This window comes from Dialister hominis (assembly GCF_007164725.1).
Classification (GTDB): domain Bacteria; phylum Bacillota; class Negativicutes; order Veillonellales; family Dialisteraceae; genus Dialister; species Dialister hominis.
Genome location: NZ_AP019697.1, coordinates 1312596 through 1332500 on the forward strand (window position 1 = coordinate 1312596; position 19905 = coordinate 1332500).

At 44.7% G+C, this 19905-nt stretch carries 10 protein-coding genes and 2 rRNA genes (1 of these 12 cut by a window edge); 3 read left to right on the forward strand and 9 right to left on the reverse strand.

Annotated elements, in window-relative coordinates; genetic code table 11:
• Window positions 1-129: 129 nt before the first annotated feature.
• Window positions 130-1839, reverse strand: a complete 1710-nt coding sequence (locus Dia5BBH33_RS06140) for a diguanylate cyclase domain-containing protein (RefSeq protein ID WP_143332580.1) — start codon at window positions 1837-1839, stop codon at window positions 130-132.
• A gap of 67 nt (window positions 1840-1906) precedes the next feature.
• Complete coding sequence (locus Dia5BBH33_RS06145) at window positions 1907-2959, reverse strand: IS30 family transposase (RefSeq protein WP_108849579.1); 1053 nt, start codon at window positions 2957-2959, stop codon at window positions 1907-1909.
• A gap of 1199 nt (window positions 2960-4158) precedes the next feature.
• Here Dia5BBH33_RS06145 and Dia5BBH33_RS06150 point away from each other — a divergent pair.
• The 3 genes from Dia5BBH33_RS06150 (at window position 4159) to Dia5BBH33_RS06160 (ending at window position 9430) form a co-directional block, all read left to right on the forward strand.
• The gene (locus tag Dia5BBH33_RS06150; protein WP_198419597.1) at window positions 4159-5460 is read left to right on the forward strand and encodes an IS110 family RNA-guided transposase; all 1302 of its coding nucleotides are present in this window, start codon (window positions 4159-4161) and stop codon (window positions 5458-5460) included.
• A gap of 726 nt (window positions 5461-6186) precedes the next feature.
• Complete coding sequence (locus Dia5BBH33_RS06155) at window positions 6187-7764, forward strand: NAD(P)/FAD-dependent oxidoreductase (protein WP_108850854.1); 1578 nt, start codon at window positions 6187-6189, stop codon at window positions 7762-7764.
• A 523-nt stretch (window positions 7765-8287) separates the two neighbouring features.
• On the forward strand, window positions 8288-9430 hold the full coding sequence (locus Dia5BBH33_RS06160) for a hypothetical protein (protein ID WP_143332581.1): 1143 nt from the start codon (window positions 8288-8290) through the stop codon (window positions 9428-9430).
• 45 nt (window positions 9431-9475) lie between these two features.
• Here the strand turns inward: Dia5BBH33_RS06160 and Dia5BBH33_RS06165 are convergent, their stop codons facing one another.
• The 7 genes from Dia5BBH33_RS06165 to Dia5BBH33_RS06195 form a co-directional block, all read right to left on the reverse strand.
• Window positions 9476-10837, reverse strand: a complete 1362-nt coding sequence (locus tag Dia5BBH33_RS06165; RefSeq protein ID WP_143332582.1) for a TadE/TadG family type IV pilus assembly protein — start codon at window positions 10835-10837, stop codon at window positions 9476-9478.
• Between the two features lie 181 nt (window positions 10838-11018).
• Window positions 11019-12407 carry a Tad domain-containing protein gene (locus tag Dia5BBH33_RS06170; RefSeq protein ID WP_143332583.1) on the reverse strand — a complete coding sequence of 463 codons (1389 nt, stop codon included), beginning with the start codon at window positions 12405-12407 and terminating at the stop codon, window positions 11019-11021.
• Window positions 12408-12446: 39 nt separating this feature from the next.
• The gene (locus tag Dia5BBH33_RS06175; RefSeq protein ID WP_143332584.1) at window positions 12447-13094 is read right to left on the reverse strand and encodes a prepilin peptidase; all 648 of its coding nucleotides are present in this window, start codon (window positions 13092-13094) and stop codon (window positions 12447-12449) included.
• Window positions 13095-13266: 172 nt separating this feature from the next.
• Window positions 13267-15279: a BCCT family transporter gene (locus Dia5BBH33_RS06180; RefSeq protein ID WP_108850845.1), complete on the reverse strand. Its 2013-nt coding sequence runs from the start codon at window positions 15277-15279 to the stop codon at window positions 13267-13269.
• Between the two features lie 443 nt (window positions 15280-15722).
• Window positions 15723-16781: a phosphoethanolamine transferase gene (locus tag Dia5BBH33_RS06185; RefSeq protein ID WP_162501768.1), complete on the reverse strand. Its 1059-nt coding sequence runs from the start codon at window positions 16779-16781 to the stop codon at window positions 15723-15725.
• A 1297-nt stretch (window positions 16782-18078) separates the two neighbouring features.
• Window positions 18079-18195: ribosomal RNA gene (gene rrf, locus Dia5BBH33_RS06190) — 5S ribosomal RNA — on the reverse strand.
• Window positions 18196-18272: 77 nt separating this feature from the next.
• Window positions 18273-19905 (reverse strand): 23S ribosomal RNA (locus Dia5BBH33_RS06195) (it continues 1292 nt past the right edge of the window).

Genomic DNA, 19905 nt, shown 5'->3' on the forward strand with positions numbered 1-19905 from the left:
TCCCCTTTCTATAATCCGAGTTCCGTACAGGAATTACATGGTACATAACAAATCATGAAATCATGGCCGGCACAAATCATCATTTAGAGAACCTGCCGTTTGCATGCATCAGCTGTTCCCGCTGCGGAATTACCTTGCAGCAGCTCTTTCATCTCCCCGTTCTGTCAGTTTGTGTGTTTTGTAATATTTCTTCTTGTTGCGATACATCTTTTTATCGGCAGATTTCATGCCAAAATCAAACTCAGATGCATTCTCCACCCATTCAAAACCAATGGCAACATCCACGGAACGATTCCGGATGACCTTTTTGAATTTCCTAAGTTTATCCATCTTGTCCAGTTTCTTCACATTATCCATGATGATAATGAATTCATCGCCGCCAAGGCGGTATATATCGTCAAGATCGAAGATTTCCTTCATGATGTCAGCGATTTCCTTCAGCCGGAGATCCCCTGCATCATGCCCGTATGTATCATTTGTTGCTTTAAGATTATTCAGATCGGCATATATAATTCCAACCGGCGTCCGATGGAGCTTGAGCTCCTCTACCTTCTTGCTCATTGCGTTCCTGTTATGGAGTCCGGTCAGCAGATTATTGCCCGACATATATTTCAGTGTATCCATCAGTTCCTGGTTTCTTGCCTTGAGGTCCAGGTAACCAGCCACTTTTTCCAGCATGTACCTGACATCGACTCCATTTTCCCTGTCGTAATTGATTACGCCAAGGAAGCCATATAAATGATTATCACGGAAAATAGGAACTTCAGCAATAGAATGCACATCGTGCGCTTTCAGGAACTGATACGTTACCCGGTCAGTCTCCTTGATATCATCAATATCGGAAATCGCAATGCTGTCATTCTTCTCAAGGAGATGCTTCCTCATCTCGACATATTCATCAAAATCAGCACCTGTAAATCCCAGATTCTTAATCGATGCAAGACCTTCTCTGCACCAGCTGAAAGGATAGGAAACTGACTGATTCTGTATGTTTCCGATGAAAACGCGGTCTGCGGAAATGATAATTCCTATTTCCTTGAGAACACTTCCAATCGCTGTGCCATAATTCTCGCCTTTGATGAGGATATCCATCAGGTAATTGACCAGATGATCCGTTGAATAATTGAGTACTCTGGGTGCTGCCTGCACGGTACTCTTGTCCCGGTGAAGAATCATTGCTGAACAGGTGCCTCTTCTAGGCCCCCTGAAAAACAGATAGTCCAGCCATTCTCCTTCTTCAGGGAAGTACTTCTGATTGAAAACGGTCCTTCCTTCGTAAGCGGCTTCATACAAACGCTGCCGCCAGGTATAATCCGGCGTATCCAGAAGATCAGAAAAGCGTTTTTCCAATTCAGTCTTATTATGGATTCCCATCATCTTCTCATATGCCGTATTCTTGTAACGGCAGATGATGCCTGAAATCATTCCATCATTTCCAATCGGAACATCAAGCAGGACGTAAGGAATGGGAATACGATCGAACAGTTCGCCTTTATTGACCCAGTCATCGACGGAAATTTCAGCACCGCCGCTCCTGATAATGCCAATAGCCTGTTCCATCAATTTACCGGCTGCAATCTTATCTGATCCATATGTAATCAGTGTATTTGCATCCACTTTGCACGGAATATTTTTCACATGATCAATATGGGAAATTTCTTCTTTCAGTTTCCGGCTCATATCCGAAACAGCCCCCTGGTCCTCATAATGGAAGAGAAGGATAAACTCTCCTCCATTGATTCTTCCGACCGGCCCGCTCCTGCCGAAAACTGAATTGATTCTTGAAGTGACTTCTCTCAAAAGTTCATCTGCCGTCTCTTTCCCGTAAGATGCCAGCATTTGATTGTACTGGGGAACAAAGATAAAGACCCGAATTGCAATAATAAGTTGAACACCCGGCGAACCTTTATGCAGTAAGTGCTGCAAGCATTTCTTCCCTAAAACACTCCTCGGGTGTCTTATAGCCGAGTATTTTTCTTGGCAGGGTGTTGGCCCAGCACTCTACTCTGGAAATGTGTTCCACTGGGTAATCCTGGATTTTCTTCCCTTTGGGAAGAAATCGACGGAATAAGCCGTTGTGATTCTCATTCGTACCTTTGTCGCCGGAGCAGTACGGATGCGCATAATAGATCCGTGTGTGACTTAGTTTCTCTAGCTCCGACAGGCTGGAAAACTCACTGCCATTGTCTGTCGTAATGCTGAGGAACACTCGGCTGAAACAGCCGCGGAACATTCCATCCTTCAATTTTCTGAAGGCTGCTATTACAGAGGCACTTTCCTTGTTGGGCAGTTTTCTGATGAGGGAACAGCGTGTCTTGCGCTCAACCAGGGTCAGCAGTACTTCGTCCTTTGAGCGAGATCCCAGTACAAGGTCACACTCCCAATGCCCGAAATCCTGACGCTCATCCACAGAAGGATCGCGCTCATCTATACTGCGGCCGAACTTCTTCTTACGCTCACGAACCCGCTTTCTGGCGTTTTTTCGCTTGACGCGCAAGGGCAGGTCAATACTCTTGATTTTTCCTAGGAGCCCCAGCGTGACATAGTTGTACAGGGTTTTCGTACAGACCATCTCGCCACGTTGAAATTCTCCCGTAACCAGTGCCCTGCCAAAGCAGGCATCGAGCGACCAGTGATGTTCCTGAAGTCTCTTCTGCACATAGTCGAGGAATGCTCCCTTTGCTATGGCGTCGCATTTGCGACCACAGTTTTCGCGATGCGCCTCATAGGTGCTTTGCCCGTCTGCTGCGCGATAGCGTTCCACCTTGCCGTTATAGCAAAGAACCTTGCCACGCTTCACCTCGTTGCGTACCGTATTGACACAGCACCCAATCTCACGGGCTATGCTCCGATACGATTGCTTGTCGCGGAGACGCGTTTGGATAATGACTCGTTCCTCAAAAGTTAAATGAGCCCCTTTTTTGCGTAACGTATCCGTGGTAAAATGATTTTGATCCATAGCGATTCTCCTTTGTGGTTGTGTTTTTTGTGCAACTACATTTTACCACAAGGGTTCGCTATGGATTTTTAAGTGTTCAACTTAATTATACAATCCGCCTACTTATTTCTTTTAATCATATATAATCGTTATAGATGAGAGCAACGGCAGGCCCGGGGAGAGGCCTCAAAAAAATACCCGGCCCCTGCCAATGCTGCAAGCCATCTCGCATAGATGAATCCATAAGAGCTCCGGGATGAAAACCCGTTCGAAGCGCTGAGAATCTCCAACCGCCCGGGAGGAGAGACTCCAAGATTCAATATAGTTGTGTATTGCATTGTGCAGAATATCTGAGGCGGAAAGCCTGAAGGACGACATCCATTTCCATGGATGGGCTGTGATTCTTTATGGGTTGTGTCACAGCAACGAGCTAGCTCCTTTGGGCTTTTTGTCGTGGAATGAATATGCCGTTGATTCCCAATCGTTAAAACTGCAAATGTATCAAATATACGATAGCATGGCTGTGGCCTGCGACCAGGGCTGTGTCTAACGACAGGGCTCTGCCTGGCGGCATGGCTATGGCGTACGCCAATGCTCAAGGTAGAATTTTATATTCCAGCTTCCGCCATACCACTGGCTACGGACTTTGACAAGGGCTATATCTGACGACAGGGCTCTGCCTGATGGCTCTGTTGTTTAAAGTCCCTAAAGCTTAGAGGAGTGGAGAAATCTTTTTTGCAGTTGAGAAAACAGGGCTTTGGGAAGTGAAGAACGAAGAGAAAAGAGGGAGGAGAACAGCAGCCGCGAAGCGGCGGGACCTCAACTCTCTTCACTCAAATCTCAAATCTGCTTTTTAGAGAAATCATTCTTACGTTCGGGAATACAGCCTTTACCCTGGCATTGGAGTTGTAAAAACGTTATAGACGATAATCAGGGAGATCTACTACAATGGAATACGGTTAGGAGATGTCCAGCTAGCAGCTCTTAACTACCTTGTTGTTGAAGCTGTACAATAGAGATGCAATGGATGGACTGGAGAGATCTGGAACATTACCGTTCGTTCGAGAGCCCGTCTTCCAGCATCCTGGTACAGCGTCCGTTTTAAGCAGGCGGATCTGGTCGTCTTATGATCAAGTTCGTGTACCTTAGTAGATAGGATAAGCATCAGGGAATTGCTGGAGTCTGTACATTGTTCTTTTGTAGTAAAGAGGCGCATTGTAATGGAATTATCTAAATGTAATGAAACTGTGAAAGTGTCTGTAGGTATCGATGTTTCAAAAGGACATAGCACGGTTTCTTTTTTTCGTACAGGAGACAAGTCTCCGTCGAAACCGTTTACGATTAATCATGACATACCGGATCTGAAGTCTTTGGAGAGAAAGCTCGACAGGTACAAGGCTAATGGCACATTGAGAATCTACATGGAATGTACCGGTCGATACCACCTCGGCCTTGCGAATGGTCTTTACAAGGACGGATATACTGTGTATGCGGTGAATCCGAAGCTTCTTGCCGACTTCCATGACGATTCCCTTCGTAAACCGAAGACAGACCCGGTAGATGCGCAGAAAATTGCAAGCTATGGAATTCAATACTGGAATAAGGATAGAAGGCCCTTTAATCAGATGGATTCTAAAAGGGAATGCCTCAAAGAATGTGAGCGGCAGTACAAACTATATACTGATGAATGTGTGACATTTACTAATAATCTGCTGTCTCTTACCGACCTCACTTGCCCAGGAGTGAACAGGCTGTTTTCAAGTAATACCAATCAGAATGGGCACTTGAAATGGGTAGATTTTGTGAATACCTGGTGGCATGTTGACTGCATCAGAAAAATGTCTATGAATGCATTTTCTAACCGGTATTGTAAATGGTGTCAGAAACATGGTTATGAATTCAGTGAAGATAAAGCTGAGGACATCATGGACTGGGCCAAAAAAGCACTGGTTGCAATGCCCAAGAGCACATATATAAAGAAAACTATACAGATAGCAGTCAATGCGATTAATGACCTCTTGGAGACTATCCAAAATACCAAGAAGCATATGAACCAGCTGGCATCACAGCTCCCGGAATATCCGGTAGTCATGAAGATGGATGGTGTCGGTGAGGTGACGGGTCCCATCATCATGGGGGAATTGGGAGATGTTACCAGATTCAACAAGCGCAGCCAGATAACTGCGTTCGCCGGTGTTGACCCCAAAAAGCATGAATCCGGCGACGACAAGCCGAAAAGCTCTCGAGCCACTAAAATCGGGTCACCTGAGCTCCGACGGGCATTATATCTGGTTATGACCTCAAAGCTGGCCAGAAAACCACAGGGAGACCGGGTATATGACTTTATAGTGAAAAAACGCAGTGAAGGCAAGAAATACCTTGTCTATATGACAGCTGGTGCAAATAAATTTCTGAGAATTTATTACGGTACAGTACGTGATTATATGCAAAATAAACAGAATCCATCGTTTATTCAGGATAAGGCACCAGCAGGCCAGGCAAATGTATCCCAAACTGCGTAAAAAAACATACAGCCCGGATTGGGTGAATCATGTAATCTAAATCAGGTCAGGGCAGTTTTCCATGCCTTTATCTGATTTAGTCTCACATGGCCCAATGTAGTCCAAGATGGAGTAAGAGCCAGTTTAGCGGCATTAGGATGAATTACTGTAGAAATTAATATAAGCTAAATTATCCCCACCTGAAATGGTGGGCTTTTGGCGTGTAGCAAACAGAGCCAAAAAAAATTTACAAAAAAAGGCTTGACATTATGTTAGCAGGCTCTCGACTCATCGAAGCTGTAGCTATTCTTAAGCGCTGAGTCATTACGACGCTAACCACCGCTCGAGATGACGTGGAGTGGACAGTGTCATTTCTACTGAAATGAAGTCTCATTAAAAATTCTTCCCCGAGCCCCCAGCAGCCAAACTATTGCTTGGGCCGTAGGCCCTGAATACATATTTTCTTCCTTAAGCCCAGGCGGCAGCCTTAGCCTTGACGCAGTCACAGCCCTGTCCGCAGGACAACGCCCCGGCCGGCAGGCCGATGCCCGGGCCGCAGGCCCAATACACAAATTTCCTTCCCTGAGCCCTGGCACCAGTCACCGTCCTTTCGAATACATAGCCTTGCCGCAGGCATAGCCCTGGCGAAGCCTCCAAAAACTACATGACGGCGCCGCCATGTTCTATTATAATAAATAGAGCAATTAGACATTATATCCACAGTCAATAGATAAAGGAATTCACCCAATGAAAACTGCAGTCATTATTGGTGCCGGCCCGGCAGGGCTAACGGCAGCCTATGAATTATTGGTACATACAGATATTCATCCGATTATTCTGGAAAAGGACAGTATCGTAGGCGGCCTGTCCCGCACCGTCAATTTTGATGGCAACCGCATGGATATCGGGGGCCATCGTTTTTTCACCAAGAGCCGGGAGGTCCAGGAGCTATGGGACTCCATCATGCCCAAAGCCTCTGCCCCTGCCCTGGACGACCGCCTGCTGGGAAGGACTCCGGACCTGGACCCCGCCGGAAGGGATCCGGAAACGGAAGACATCGTATTTCTGAACCGCCAGCGGGTATCCCGGATTCTTTACCTTCACAAATTCTTCGATTACCCCGTATCTCTGAACCCCACCACCATCCGGAACCTAGGGCTTTTCCGCATGACCTCCATGGGACTCTCCTACCTTCACGCCTGCTTCCACAAAAGACCGGAAAAGACGTTGGAAGACTTCATGGTGAACCGGTTTGGGGAAAAGCTGTACCAGACCTTTTTCGAGGGATACACAGAAAAGGTGTGGGGAAAGTCCCCCAAGAACCTCTCCGCCGACTGGGGCAGCCAGCGAATCAAAGGCATCTCCATCGGTGCGGTGCTGAAAGATTTCTTCCAGCGGGCCCTTCACCTGCAGCAGAAAAAAGTGGAAACCTCCCTCATCGAAAGATTCTCCTACCCCAAGTACGGCCCCGGTGAGTTTTACGAATGCCTCCGGGATGAGGTCCTGGGGCTGGGCGGTGAAATCCGAATGAATGCAGACACCATCGGCTTCACCGGTGGAGAGGATAAAAATATAACAGCCGTACTGTACAGGGATGGCAAGGGCAAGACTCAAAAGGTAAAAGCAGACTACGTTCTTTCCAGCATGGCTGTCAAAGACCTGGCAGCAGCCCTGCCGGAAGGATGGCTTGACGAGAAAGATAAAGAAACCGCCCAGACTCTTCCCTACCGTGATTTCATGACAGCCGGTCTTCTGGTGGACCGGCTGGAACTACAGAACCACACCCATCACAGGACACTGAATAATATAGTGCCAGACTGCTGGATCTATATTCAGGAGCCGGAAGTCAAAATCGGACGCCTCCAGATTTTCAATAACTGGTCTCCCTACATGGTGAAGGATTCCCTACACACCGTCTGGATCGGCCTTGAATACTTCTGCCAGGAAGGGGATGACCTCTGGTCCATGAAAGACGAGGATTTTCTCCGCTTTGCAGAACAGGAACTTGTAAAAATTCACGTTCTCCGCAAGGGGGCCGTGAAAGAGGGCCATGTGGTGCACATGAAGAAGGCATACCCTGCCTACTACGGAAGCTACAAGGATTTTCCAAGGCTCCAGCAGTCTCTGGATACCATTTCCAACCTGTACTGCATCGGCCGGAATGGCCAGCACCGCTACAACAACATGGACCATTCCATGCTTACCGCCATCCGGGCAGTGGAACTGATACAGAATCAGAGTACCGATAAATCTTCCCTGTGGAACGTGAATACGGAGTCCGACTACCAGGAAATCAAAGAGGAGGATCGGAACAGTGAGAAATAAATTATCTACTATCCTGTTTTTCCTAACCGTAATTTGTATTCTCTTCGCTTTTACATCCCGCTTTGACAATGATGGCTGGTTCCTCCTGAATTCAGGACGATACATAGAAAATTACGGCATTCCCCACACAGAGCCTTTTACAATCCATGAGAATTTTCACTTCGTCATGCAACAGTGGCTTTTCGATGTAATACTGTGGAAAATATATACTTTGGCCCATATGAATGGGATGCTGGCATTCAGTTGGATTTGTGGCGGAATCATTCTCTTTATTTACTATCATTTGCTCCAACTGACGGATCATAAAAATATAAAAGTATCCAGACTACTTACTATTGCCACAGGTATTCTGATGGCTCCCTTCTTCTGTCAACGTCCCCAAACGTTGTCCAGCCTCATCTTCCTCAGTGAAATTTATGTATTGGAACGTTTCAAAGGTAAAGATAGGCCACCCCTCCTTTTATATGTTCTCTTCTTTGCGTTTTCTGTAATCCTCATCAATGCCCATGCTGCCATGTGGCCCATGTTCTCTGTATTTCTCCTGCCCTATCTGGCAGAAGCGCTGCTGGGGAATCGACTCCCCTGGTTTACCCATACCTTCCACTGGCATTGGAAATACGTATTAGCTCTCTTTGTGCCAATTATCGCCGCCGGCTTCATCAATCCCTATGGCACGGAAGCCATGACCTATGCTTTCCATTCCTATGGATATAGGGATATTAATAATTTAGTGATTGAGATGCATCCTCTTGTCATCGATCTGCAATCTTTTACCTCAGTCATAGTACCGGTTATCATTCTTCTTACCATCGTATATGCCAGACATCCCCTTCCTCTCCGGCATATACTGCTATTTGCCGGTACAGGGCTCATGGCTATGATGGCTATCCGAAGTATCTTCCTCTTCCTCATTGCAGGCATTTTTCCCCTGGCTTCTATCCTGCGTACAAAAGATACTTCCTCTAATGCCTCTAACCGCACCTGGAAACGAACCTGGCCTCCCATGCTCCTTATGGGAATGGCCACATGTATTGGGGTCATAGGCATATTTGCCAGGAATACAATACCTTCCGGTAAGGCCATTCCGGTTTATATCATCGTCACCATACTGGTCTTCTTTTCCCTGGCCTGTGCTTTCATTTTATGGAAGCAGCGTTCTGATGCCATGTCTCTGTATACCAACAGCCGAAGCTTGTTTGCTTCTTTTGTCATTCTTCTTCTTTTCCCTATCTTCTTTATTTATTTCAATACAGCCATGGTGGATCCGGCCTTGAAAAAGAGCGTGGATATCATTGAAGAAGACAGTGCCGGAAAGCCCATCCAGCTATGGACGGGCTACAACGATGGTCCCTATGCAGAATTCCGCGGCATCCCCTGCTACATGGATACAAGGGCCGAAGTATTTATCCCAAAGCTGAACCATCAGAAAAATGTATTCCACGAATACGTAAGCCTCCTGTACGGCCGGCTGGATTACAGGGACTTCCTCGCTTCCTATCACTTCACCCATCTTCTCACTTCCGACATAGATCCCCTCTATACGTACCTTTTAAAAGATCCGAACTATACTCTCCTCTATGACTCCGATACAGACGAAACACTGGAAAAACAGAATGGGGAGAACGTAGAAAAACATTACCGGATATATAAATATAATCAGAGGTAAAAAGAAGCACACATCACTTTAATACTAAATGATGTGTGCTTTTTACTATGGGAGAGACTCGTATTGACTGTCTCCATCAGAATGTAAAGTTATTGATCCGGTTCCACCGGTATTACCGGACGATGAATTATCTCCAGCAAAATCGAATCGATCCCATTTGATATTATATCCTGATCCTTGATGTACCATAACTTGTTTAGCTACCATACTTCCTTCAAAGTTTGTATCAGTCTTCAAATCAATATATCCATTAGGTGCATAAAACAGTCCCTTTACAAGTTTATGAGGGGGGTAACCATCAATTGTTATATTTCCATGAAGTGAAACTACAGTAAGATGGTCATTGGAGCTAAGATTTTCAAACGTATTATTTATTATATGGATATTCCCGTATGCAATTATGGTCTTATATGTGCGCCAATCTCCAAAATTATAGCTCCAATCGGGGCTGGAATTATCAATAGCAATATACACTCCATCGTTTTTCGAGCGGTCTGCCGTAATTCCGTGATCGCCCATATTCCCCGCCGTAATAACTCCATGATTTTTCTTTTGTTCTTGAATAAAATCATAAATATTCTTTGTTTTTGGGTTATCCTTAGAGAGGGTAATATCAATAGGATCAACATAATGGCCATTCGCCGTTATGTCATTACCATTCTGGTCATGTAAGCGCCATTTCAGCGTATAGTTTTTCCTTAGCTCAGGATCCCATTCATTATTTCCAAATGGCCAAAGAACATTATCATCTTTCTGTGAAGTACTAAATTGGGACCCATCTTTAATAATAACTCCATTATCTTTGCCATAGAGAGCAAAATTTTCTCTTGCATAAATTTTTCCATCAATATGTGTGCCATTCGTACTGAACTGAACAGAATAGCGATTCCACTCATTAAAACGTCTTATCTCATCAGATGTACCTGTCCCCATGATTGCATAGCCAAAAACATCATCACTATTACTTGGAGTAGATTTGACAATCTTGGCCGTAGAATAAACACCCACATGAAGAGTATTGACATCAAACATTGCCAAAAAACTGGTCGGCACTTCTGCACTGGCATGTAAAGTCAATAGGATCCCTTTGGATTGGTCACCATCTTTAGGTTCCCGGTAAAAAATACCATTCCTCTGATCTCTATTTTTATCATAGCTATAAGTAAGCCCGCCACTATTTTGGGATAAATAGGTTCGAATCAACTTCTCTACATTGCCCTGATCATTACTAGAATACTGATAAGCCCCAGCCAAGACGGCAGCATCTGCTGCATTTTGAAGTTTAGCTCTAACGGCCCAGGCTTTTCCAAAGTCGGCTGCAAAGCCAGCACATATGAAAATAAAAGGGATAATGACAGCGGCTAAAACAAGGAATGCACCTCGCTGTCCGTTTTTCTTTTTCATCATTTTCCCCTCCTTGTCTGACTCATAACAATCTTTATTTTATTATACCCATTTCATAGTATATATTGTATTAGAAAGCAGTGCTATACCCATATTATATCAAACTTCAGGCACATCATCTAAAAAGCAGATAGGTCTACCGGCATCACCAATAAAACCTATCTGCTTTTTCATTTTTATTCACTCAGGCGTCTGTATAGCTGCTGTCATCGTCTTTATAGAGGGTCACGCCCCCTTCTGCACCACTGCTGCCGGAAGATCCGGAGCCGCCGCTGAAGCCGAAGTCCTTCCAGGTCACATCGGACTGGGCCTGTACTGACTGGGCCACGATGCTTCCTACGAGCCCTGCCCCTGCATAAAGGGTCACATCTCCCTGGGGTGCATAAACAAGGGCACGAAGCGGTTTATCTCCCGAAGGAGCAATGGTCACATTGCCATGGAGGGAAATGATGATCATGTAATCGGAATCGGACTGGCTCTGGTAATTATTGGGGTTAATAGCAATATCGCCGTCCACGATGATTACCTTATATTCCCGGTAATCATTAAAACCATCACCTCCGCGGTTCGTATCACTGTAATGACCGTCAGTCCGCACATAAACCGACTCATCGCTGCTGTTCCTGTACTTTTCTACCAGGCTGTAGATACCACTGGTATTGGAATTGCTGGGACTCAGGGAAATATCCCTGGCACCGGACTGGGCCACATAGTTTTCTGAAGCCACCACGTCCCGTCCTGCTGCCGTGCCATCATCAAAGCCAAGACGCATATAATGGCGCCAGGTATACTGCCCCTGGGCCCAGCTGTAGGGAGACCGGATCCAATCATCGTGGGTATAAAGACCTTGCCCCTCAGTTTCATTGACATGATCCCAGTAGTTATCCGAAAAATTGGACCACAGGTCCCGGTCATTGGCTATGGAGGTGGTAAAGTTTCCGGGATCAACCATAAAAGCCCTGCGTCCATTGATCACGTTATTCGTCAGATAAATGGGTCCATCGGCGTGAACCTTTCCCTTGATATGAAGATAGGGATGGTTGAAGTACAGGGCATTCTGATCCCAGGGATAGGAATTGTCCCAAGCCATATTATGGGGTTTACCTTTATGGCCCCCATAAATGGCATAGTCGAAAATACCGCTGCTCCCCTTCTCATCGGGAGTCACCTTTGCTGTGGAAACCACGGACACATGCATGGAATCCCGGCCGATGATACGGATAAAGTTGGTAGGAACCTCGGCGCTGTCATAGAGGGAAATAAGGGTCCCTTTGGTAGGATCCCCCTCTTTATAGCGGTACCGGATCCGGTCAATCTTATAACCGTCCCTGCCCATATTGGAATTCATATACTCTTCCATACGGGTGCGGGTATTTCCCTGGTCCTGGTTCACTTTATACACATAGGCCCCTGCCAGCACAGCAGCATCGGTCCCGTTCTGGAGCTTGGACTGATAGGCCCAGCCTTTGCCCAGGTCTGCCGCCAGGCAGGTAAAAAGAAATATGACAGGAACAAGAATGGCTGTCAGAACAAGAAAAGCGCCCTTCTGTCCCCTAAAAATCCTGCTAAACATCGGAACGTCCTCTTTTCAGTATGCAATTAAATGATAAACTTATAATCCCCGAACCAAAAACAGCGCAATTGTGGTCAATGCAAAATAGGGTCCATAGGCAAAGGCGGACTTCCGTTTCTTCTTCCCCGTCAGAAGAAGCAGGAGCGCCACCAAGCCGCCCAGAATAATCCCAATCATGGATACCGCAAACAGGGCATCGGTTCCCAGCCAAAGGCCAAGGCAGGCGATGAGCTTGATGTCTCCGCCGCCCAGTGCCCCACGGGACAATATTGCAATGATGAGAAACAGCACACCTCCTGCCGCTGCAGCAATCAGATGATCAATGGCTATGGGTAGAAACAGCGCGCAGCAAAGTACTCCTCCCGCTGCTAAAGGAATGATCATGTCATTAAAAATGCAGTACTGCTCAAAATCTGTTGCAATGATCAAAAGCAGCAATCCGCAAAGTGCAAGTGCCAAAACTAAAATAATTCCCTGTGAAACGAAGAAGAGTCTGATGCCGGTCAGGAAAAACAGCAGCGTCAGCAGCTTTACTCTGTACCTGGCCCTGCTTCCTACTGCATCAGGAAATGATAAAATCGAATGATTTTTGAGGTATAACCTATCAATCCACAGGGATCCATACTTTCCAAAGAAAAAGGACATCGCCAGCAAAAGCGCTCCATAAGCAATTAAGAAATAATCCATGACCGTCTCCCAATAAACAAAACTTTGTTACAATATTTTTTATTATACAACGAAAACTTATCAGAATAACAAATATCAGTGAAGTATTCCGTAAATAAGAAAAGGCCCCGATTGACGCTGCCAATCCAGGACCTTCTCTTATTTAATAAACTGTATTTCTGAAACCATCTGATTAATCTTCTGTATCGAAGATGAAAAGTTTATGTTTTTTATCAGAAACCAGTTTTGTAAATCTATCATATTGTCTCAATATATCAACAATAATCTCATCTTTCTTCATATAGCGGACAGGATACCCGGTTCTGCCATCCTCAAAATAACTCATGGGAACATAAACAACTTCACTATCAACTTGAGGCATGGAGTCATTTTTGATGGCAAAATCAGAAACATTATGGATTTCGCAATCAATACCATACTTGAAATTTCTAATAGAATCCTGCTTAATAATAAACTCCGCTTTAGGAAGCAGCGATTCAGAATCATACTCAACCGTAGCTTCTACTCCATACTTTTTCATCTCATCTGCCAGTTCTTCAAAAGCCGGTACAGCCACTTCCCTGATAAACTTTCTGGCATTCACGAGATCTGGTTTTCTAGACATAGAATGAAGCCTTTCCTTCCACAAGGAGCCCGTCCAGTAGGAAGTACAAACAGAAAGCCCGCGGCTGAAATATCCGTTATCGACTAAAAGACCGTCCCACAAGCAGAAGCAAAGAACAATCATGACAACCAGGAACGGAAGCGCCATAACCATCGTCATCGCCTGCAGTGCCCCAAGACCGCCGGAATATAAAAGGACAATAGCCAGAAGAGCTAAAGATGCGCCCCAGAAAATACTCTGCCATTTAGGGAATCCGGATTTGCCATAGGAAGCAATGGTATTGATAACAAAAATACCAGAGTCAGCCGAAGTTACAAAAAATAATGCAATGATGACAACAGAAATGAAAGATGTCACACTACCCAGCGGAAGATGATTCAGGAAAGCGAAGAGCAAAGCTTCTGTCTCGCCTGAAATTGCAGAAATAGAGCCATTGGTCTGCAAATCCACCCAGATGGCACTATTCCCAAAAATAGTCATCCAAAGCAGATTGAACAAAGTCGGAACGAACAAGACCCCAAGGACAAACTCACGAATCGTACGCCCTCTGGAAATCTTTGCAATGAACATGCCGACAAATGGCGCCCAGGCAATCCACCATGCCCAGTAAACGACCGTCCAGGAAGTGAACCATCCTTCATTTTCAGGATCATAGGCAAATGTCCTGAAACTCAAAGGAATAATATTATGGATATACTCGCCAAGATTCTGCGTGAAATCACTCATAATCATCATGGAAGGCCCCGCAAGCAGGACAAAAAGCAGCAGTCCAAGTGCTAAAAGCAGATTAATTTCACTTAAATGGCGAACACCCTTACCAACTCCTGATATCGCAGATAAAATCGAAAACGATATCGAAACAATTATGATGACAATCAGCTGGGGCATATCAATATGAGAAATGAAGCCAATCTGCTTCAATCCTGCTCCAAGCTGCAGAGCGCCGAATCCCAATGTTGTTGTAATACCGAAAATCGTACAGCAAAGTGCAGTTATATCAATAATACGGCCGAGAGCACCATCCAGACGATTCTTAAGCAGTGGATAAAAACCACTTCTTACGGTCAGCGGCAAATGATAGCGGAAACCAAAATACGCCAATGCCAGTCCAAGTACACCATAGATTGCCCAAGCGTGTATCCCCCAATGGAAAAATGTATTGAGCATGGCAGTTTCAGCACGAGCCCCCTGAGACAGGTTAGGATCAAGAGGAAGGGCATAGTGAGAAATTGGTTCGGCTACGCCAAAGTACATAAGTCCGATTCCCATTCCGGCAGCGAAGAGCATTGCAATCCAGGATAAAAACGGATACTCAGGTTCTTCATCATCATCTCCCAGACGTATATCCCCTAATTTGCTGACGCAGAGGAGAAGGAGAAAAATAACAAAGCAGGATACGCCAAGAATAAAGAGCCAGCCCCAAGATTTGGTAATCCATTGTTTTGCTTCATTGAGATAGTAACCTGAAGATCCCGGGAAAGCAGCACATGCAATCACAACTGCCAATATCACTATAATTCCGGGTATCGTGACCCATGAATTAAAAGTGGAACGGAATGGGAATTTACGAGAATCATCCAATGGAACCGCCTCCAGTCAAAAAACAATAATTTATAATAACTGCACTTCATCAATCCATTCTGATTAATAAACACAGCAAAAGAGAGATTAAGCCTAGTTGAGCTGTTCTCCCTAAACTCGTTATAGATAAATCTATAGCGATATATTAATATCTTTTATTATACCATAAGTCACTTATGTATCCAAATTATAAAATCTTAATAATGTTCGATAAGTGGCGAATCCGGAAGAAAACAAAAGAAAAATTATATAATCTGAATGAGTTTAGTAAAATACGGTTACCCTTCTATTTTTTATCGAAAAGCAGTATTCGATAACGTATAAATGGAAAATGAAAAAGACGTTGACTTGTAATCAGCCAACGCCTTGTACTTCTTAATCTTTCAAAAATTCTCACACATTGAGAATACATTGATTTCATTAAGATTTTAATATACCTTCACTTAGGATTCTATTCTCCTCTCACCATGCATTGTCAAAGAATTATCCTTTGTTCTGTCATATGCAATATTCCCGAGGGTAAGATTCGATTCTTCCATAGGTGCGCCCTGAATACCCATAATCTCTACCATAAAGTTGTACAGAAGATCATTAGTCCAATATGAACTCCTTTGATCGATCAAAGGAGAGAATAAATAAGAGTGATTTTCCCTATATCTTTCTGAAAAATGAGCAATGAGAGGAATACGTGTCATTTGATTGGAAAACTTAGTCGGTTCATGAGCCGTCCCATCATCAGGTTCTTCCCCATGATCAGAAAAATATATAAATCCCTGGAAATTAGGATTGTCCTTGACAAGGTCATACAGCCTGCTCACCACATAGTCCGTATAAAGTATAGCATTATCATATTCGCTGGTTTTGCTAACCTTACGATCAAACTTTTGATACTTAAAGGGATAACGTTCTGTATATAACTGATGACAGCCCATAAGATGGTATACAATCAGAGCATTGTCTGCATTTTTGAGGTCTGGAGTCTGATCTGCCAACTCCTCATCATAATAATTTGAGCGTATATATTCACCAACATCGCCATTCAACCAAATCTGATGATTGGCCATAGATGCGATTTCAGCTATAGGTGTATCAAAAATACCATAGCGCTCCTGATTACTGATCCAGTAAGTATCAAATCCCGCCGCGGCAGCAACTTCTATCAATGAATAGGCCTGTGCCATAGATACAGAATTATACTGATTCTTATCCGTCAATGCATAGGTCAAGACGGGAACCGTAGTCACATAATTTGAATATGCTTTTTTAAAACAGATGGTGCCTGGCTCTTTAACAAATTGAGACATCCAGGGCGTCGTATCAAAACGATATCCATAAACGGACATATGATCTCTTGCTGTTGACTCACCAATGACAAGTACATAGATCCCTTTATGCTCTGGAAGCACTGAGAGTGTACCTAAGTTATATAAATACTGCATCCTTTCCTGTCGGTTTTTAGCGAAAGAGGTATATCTTTTAACCGAATTCTTGAAGGAATCCATAATACGCACGGGTTCGTACCCGACAAATGAATATGTTACCTTCACACCTAAAAACAAAAGAAAAATTGTAAGAATTAACGACCCCCATAGATACCGGCGCGAAGCAAATTCAATACGTTTTCGCATGCTGATACAGATTATACGCACTACGTAACCAATAAAAATCCTAGAAAAGCAAAGAGCAGGCTAAATATATTTTGAGTCAATAAATAGTCTATAGCTTCTTTTAAATTTGTCTGATAGACCGCTAAAATAATATCGGAACGTAAATAATGATGGCTGACAATATAATATATCCAAAACAGCAAATTAGATAAAGCAAAAGGTATAAGGCTGAAAATAATCCACAGACCAGCAATTACACGCCCTACGCTGCATTTTCACAAAATAGCTGCAATATTATTAATGCAGAAGCCTATAAGGAGGATAGATATCCAGATTATACTCGCTAGAGAAATGTTTACAAAAATATCTAACGCCATTACGATGATATGATCAAATAATTTAATTAGAATTCCGCTGCAGAGAAAAAACATCATCCCGAGATATGCAATAAGAAAATTCCGTCTAAATCCGCAGATCCACCATGCAAAAGCAAAAAGAAGTGCAGAATATAAGACTCCAATATTAAATCCATAAGAATAAAAATGATCAGTCAGGATATACGCTAAAAATGTGATCATATATATATACAAAAAGATAACTAAAAACATCTTTTCAAGATTAACTTTATTCTTTGCTAAAAATTTATTCATAAAAGCTCTCCCAGATGCACGCTGATAAAATGATCACTGTCCGAGTGCAGTACAAAGTAGAAAGTGTCCTAAAGCAGATAAAAACAACTGCACTCCTATGTCTATATATAATAATTATCATTTAACTTATATAATAAAGCAACCTAAAAGACAATCATTCAAAGACATTTTGTTGTGTTTTGAATAAAGTAATAACTTATTCTGTCATAATTGCTGGATAGTTTCCTTGGATCATCTCGGCCCGTTGTTCACCGTATCGGCCGAGATGTATCTGAACATAATAGTATAGATAAAATAAAAACGCCAATCAAAACGATTGACATCCTTTCTATTAATCAGCGATACTTGTTGTTCGCCATTCCAGCCAAGATGAGGTAGCAGGTATTCTAACAAAATAAAAAAACGCCAATCGCAATGATTGACGTCCTTCTTTCTTAATCAGCTCTGCTTGTTCCTCCCAGCCATCCCAGCCGAGATGACACAGCAGGTATCTGCACAAATAAAAATAGCACTTACAATTAAGTAAGTGCTATTTTCTAGTTAATCAGCAGCTTCCTATCCTCCCAGGCCGCTTCCAGCCAAGTACTTTCGGCGTTTGTGAGCTTAACTACCGTGTTCGGCATGGGTACGGGTGTATCCTCACAGCTATCGCCACTGAATCTGAGAGTCTGTTCTCTCAAAACTATACAGAAGAAGTTCCGAAGGCTCTTTCAAGCCGGTCGTGCTTTTGTGAAATTAAGTTAAGACCTCGACCTATTAGTACTGCGTCGCTCCAAGCCTCGCGGCTCTTCCACTCACAGCCTATCAACCTCATCGTCTTTAAGGGGTCTTACTCATTGCTGATGAGAAGTCTCATCTTGGGACGGGCTTCACGCTTAGATGCTTTCAGCGTTTATCCTTTCCGGATGCGGCTTTCCAGCCGTGCCACTGGCGTGACAACTGGTACACCGTTGATCCGTCCACTCCGGTCCTCTCGTACTAGGAGCAGCCTCCCTCAAACTTCTTGCGCCCGCGATGGATATGAACCAAACTGTCTCACGACGTTTTGAACCCAGCTCGCGTACCACTTTAATGGGCGAACAGCCCAACCCTTGGAACCTACTCCAGCTCCAGGATGTGATGAGCCGACATCGAGGTGCCAAACCTCCCCGTCGATATGAACTCTTGGGAGAGATTAGCCTGTTATCCCCAGGGTAGCTTTTATCCGTTGAGCGATGGCCTTTCCACGCAGTACCACCGGATCACTAAGCCCGACTTTCGTCTCTGCTCGACTTGTCTGTCTCGCAGTCAAGCTCCCTTCTGCCTTTGCACTCTTCGGCCGGTTTCTGTCCGGCCTGAGGGAACCTTTGGGCGCCTCCGTTACTCTTTCGGAGGCGACCGCCCCAGTCAAACCGCCTACCTGAGATGGTCCGCAAGGTTGTTAATCTTCGCGTTAGAATCCCAGCAACAGAAGGGTGGTATCCCAACGTCGGCTCCATAGCAACCAAAGTCACTATCTCAAAGCCTCCCACCTATCCTGTGCGTCTGCCACCGGGATTCAATCTCAAGCTGCAGTAAAGCTCCATGGGGTCTTTCTGTCCAGTCGCGGGTAACCTGCATCTTCACAGGTATTTCAATTTCACCGGGCCCCTCGTTGAGACAGCGCCCAAATCATTACGCCTTTCATGCGGGTCGGAACTTACCCGACAAGGAATTTCGCTACCTTAGGACCGTTATAGTTACGGCCGCCGTTCACTGGGGCTTCAGTTCAAAGCTTCGCTTGCGCTAACCTCTCTCCTTAACCTTCCAGCACCGGGCAGGCGTCAGCACCTATACTTCAGCTTTCGCTTTCGCAGGCACCTGTGTTTTTGGTAAACAGTTGCTTGGGCCTCTTTTCTGCCACCCTTTTCTGTTCCGTGCGTTTCTGCACTTCGCCTACTCAGGGCCATCCTTCTCCCGAAGTTACGGATGCAATTTGCCGAGTTCCTTAACGAGGGTTTTCCCGCGCACCTTAGGATTCTCTCCCCGCCTACCTGTGTCGGTTTACGGTACGGGCGGATTTCGTCTCGCTAGAAGTTTTTCTTGGCAGTGTGGGATCCATGAGTTCGTCATAATCGCTTATAACTCCCCATCATGTCTCTGCTTTCAGAATCGGGGATTTGCCTCCGATTCAACATACGCACTTGGACGCGCTCTTCCAGTCGCGCGATCATGTGCCCTCCTGCGTCACTCCATTGCTCAAATGACTCCATCCGGTACAGGAATTTCAACCTGTTGTCCATCGCCTATGCGTCTGTGCCTCGGCTTAGGTCCCGACTTACCCTGAGACGACGATCGTTGCTCAGGAACCCTCGGGCTTTCGGTGGAAAGGATTCTCACCTTTCTTTTCG

Coding starts and splice junctions, on each gene's coding strand:
- Dia5BBH33_RS06140 (WP_143332580.1), bottom strand. CDS start 1,839: ATGCTGGCATCTTACGGGAAAGAGACGGCAGATGAACTTTTGAGAGAA.
- Dia5BBH33_RS06145 (WP_108849579.1), bottom strand. CDS start 2,959: ATGGATCAAAATCATTTTACCACGGATACGTTACGCAAAAAAGGGGCT.
- Dia5BBH33_RS06150 (WP_198419597.1), top strand. CDS start 4,159: ATGGAATTATCTAAATGTAATGAAACTGTGAAAGTGTCTGTAGGTATC.
- Dia5BBH33_RS06155 (WP_108850854.1), top strand. CDS start 6,187: ATGAAAACTGCAGTCATTATTGGTGCCGGCCCGGCAGGGCTAACGGCA.
- Dia5BBH33_RS06160 (WP_143332581.1), top strand. CDS start 8,288: ATGTTCTCTGTATTTCTCCTGCCCTATCTGGCAGAAGCGCTGCTGGGG.
- Dia5BBH33_RS06165 (WP_143332582.1), bottom strand. CDS start 10,837: ATGATGAAAAAGAAAAACGGACAGCGAGGTGCATTCCTTGTTTTAGCC.
- Dia5BBH33_RS06170 (WP_143332583.1), bottom strand. CDS start 12,407: ATGTTTAGCAGGATTTTTAGGGGACAGAAGGGCGCTTTTCTTGTTCTG.
- Dia5BBH33_RS06175 (WP_143332584.1), bottom strand. CDS start 13,094: ATGGATTATTTCTTAATTGCTTATGGAGCGCTTTTGCTGGCGATGTCC.
- Dia5BBH33_RS06185 (WP_162501768.1), bottom strand. CDS start 16,781: ATGGATTCCTTCAAGAATTCGGTTAAAAGATATACCTCTTTCGCTAAA.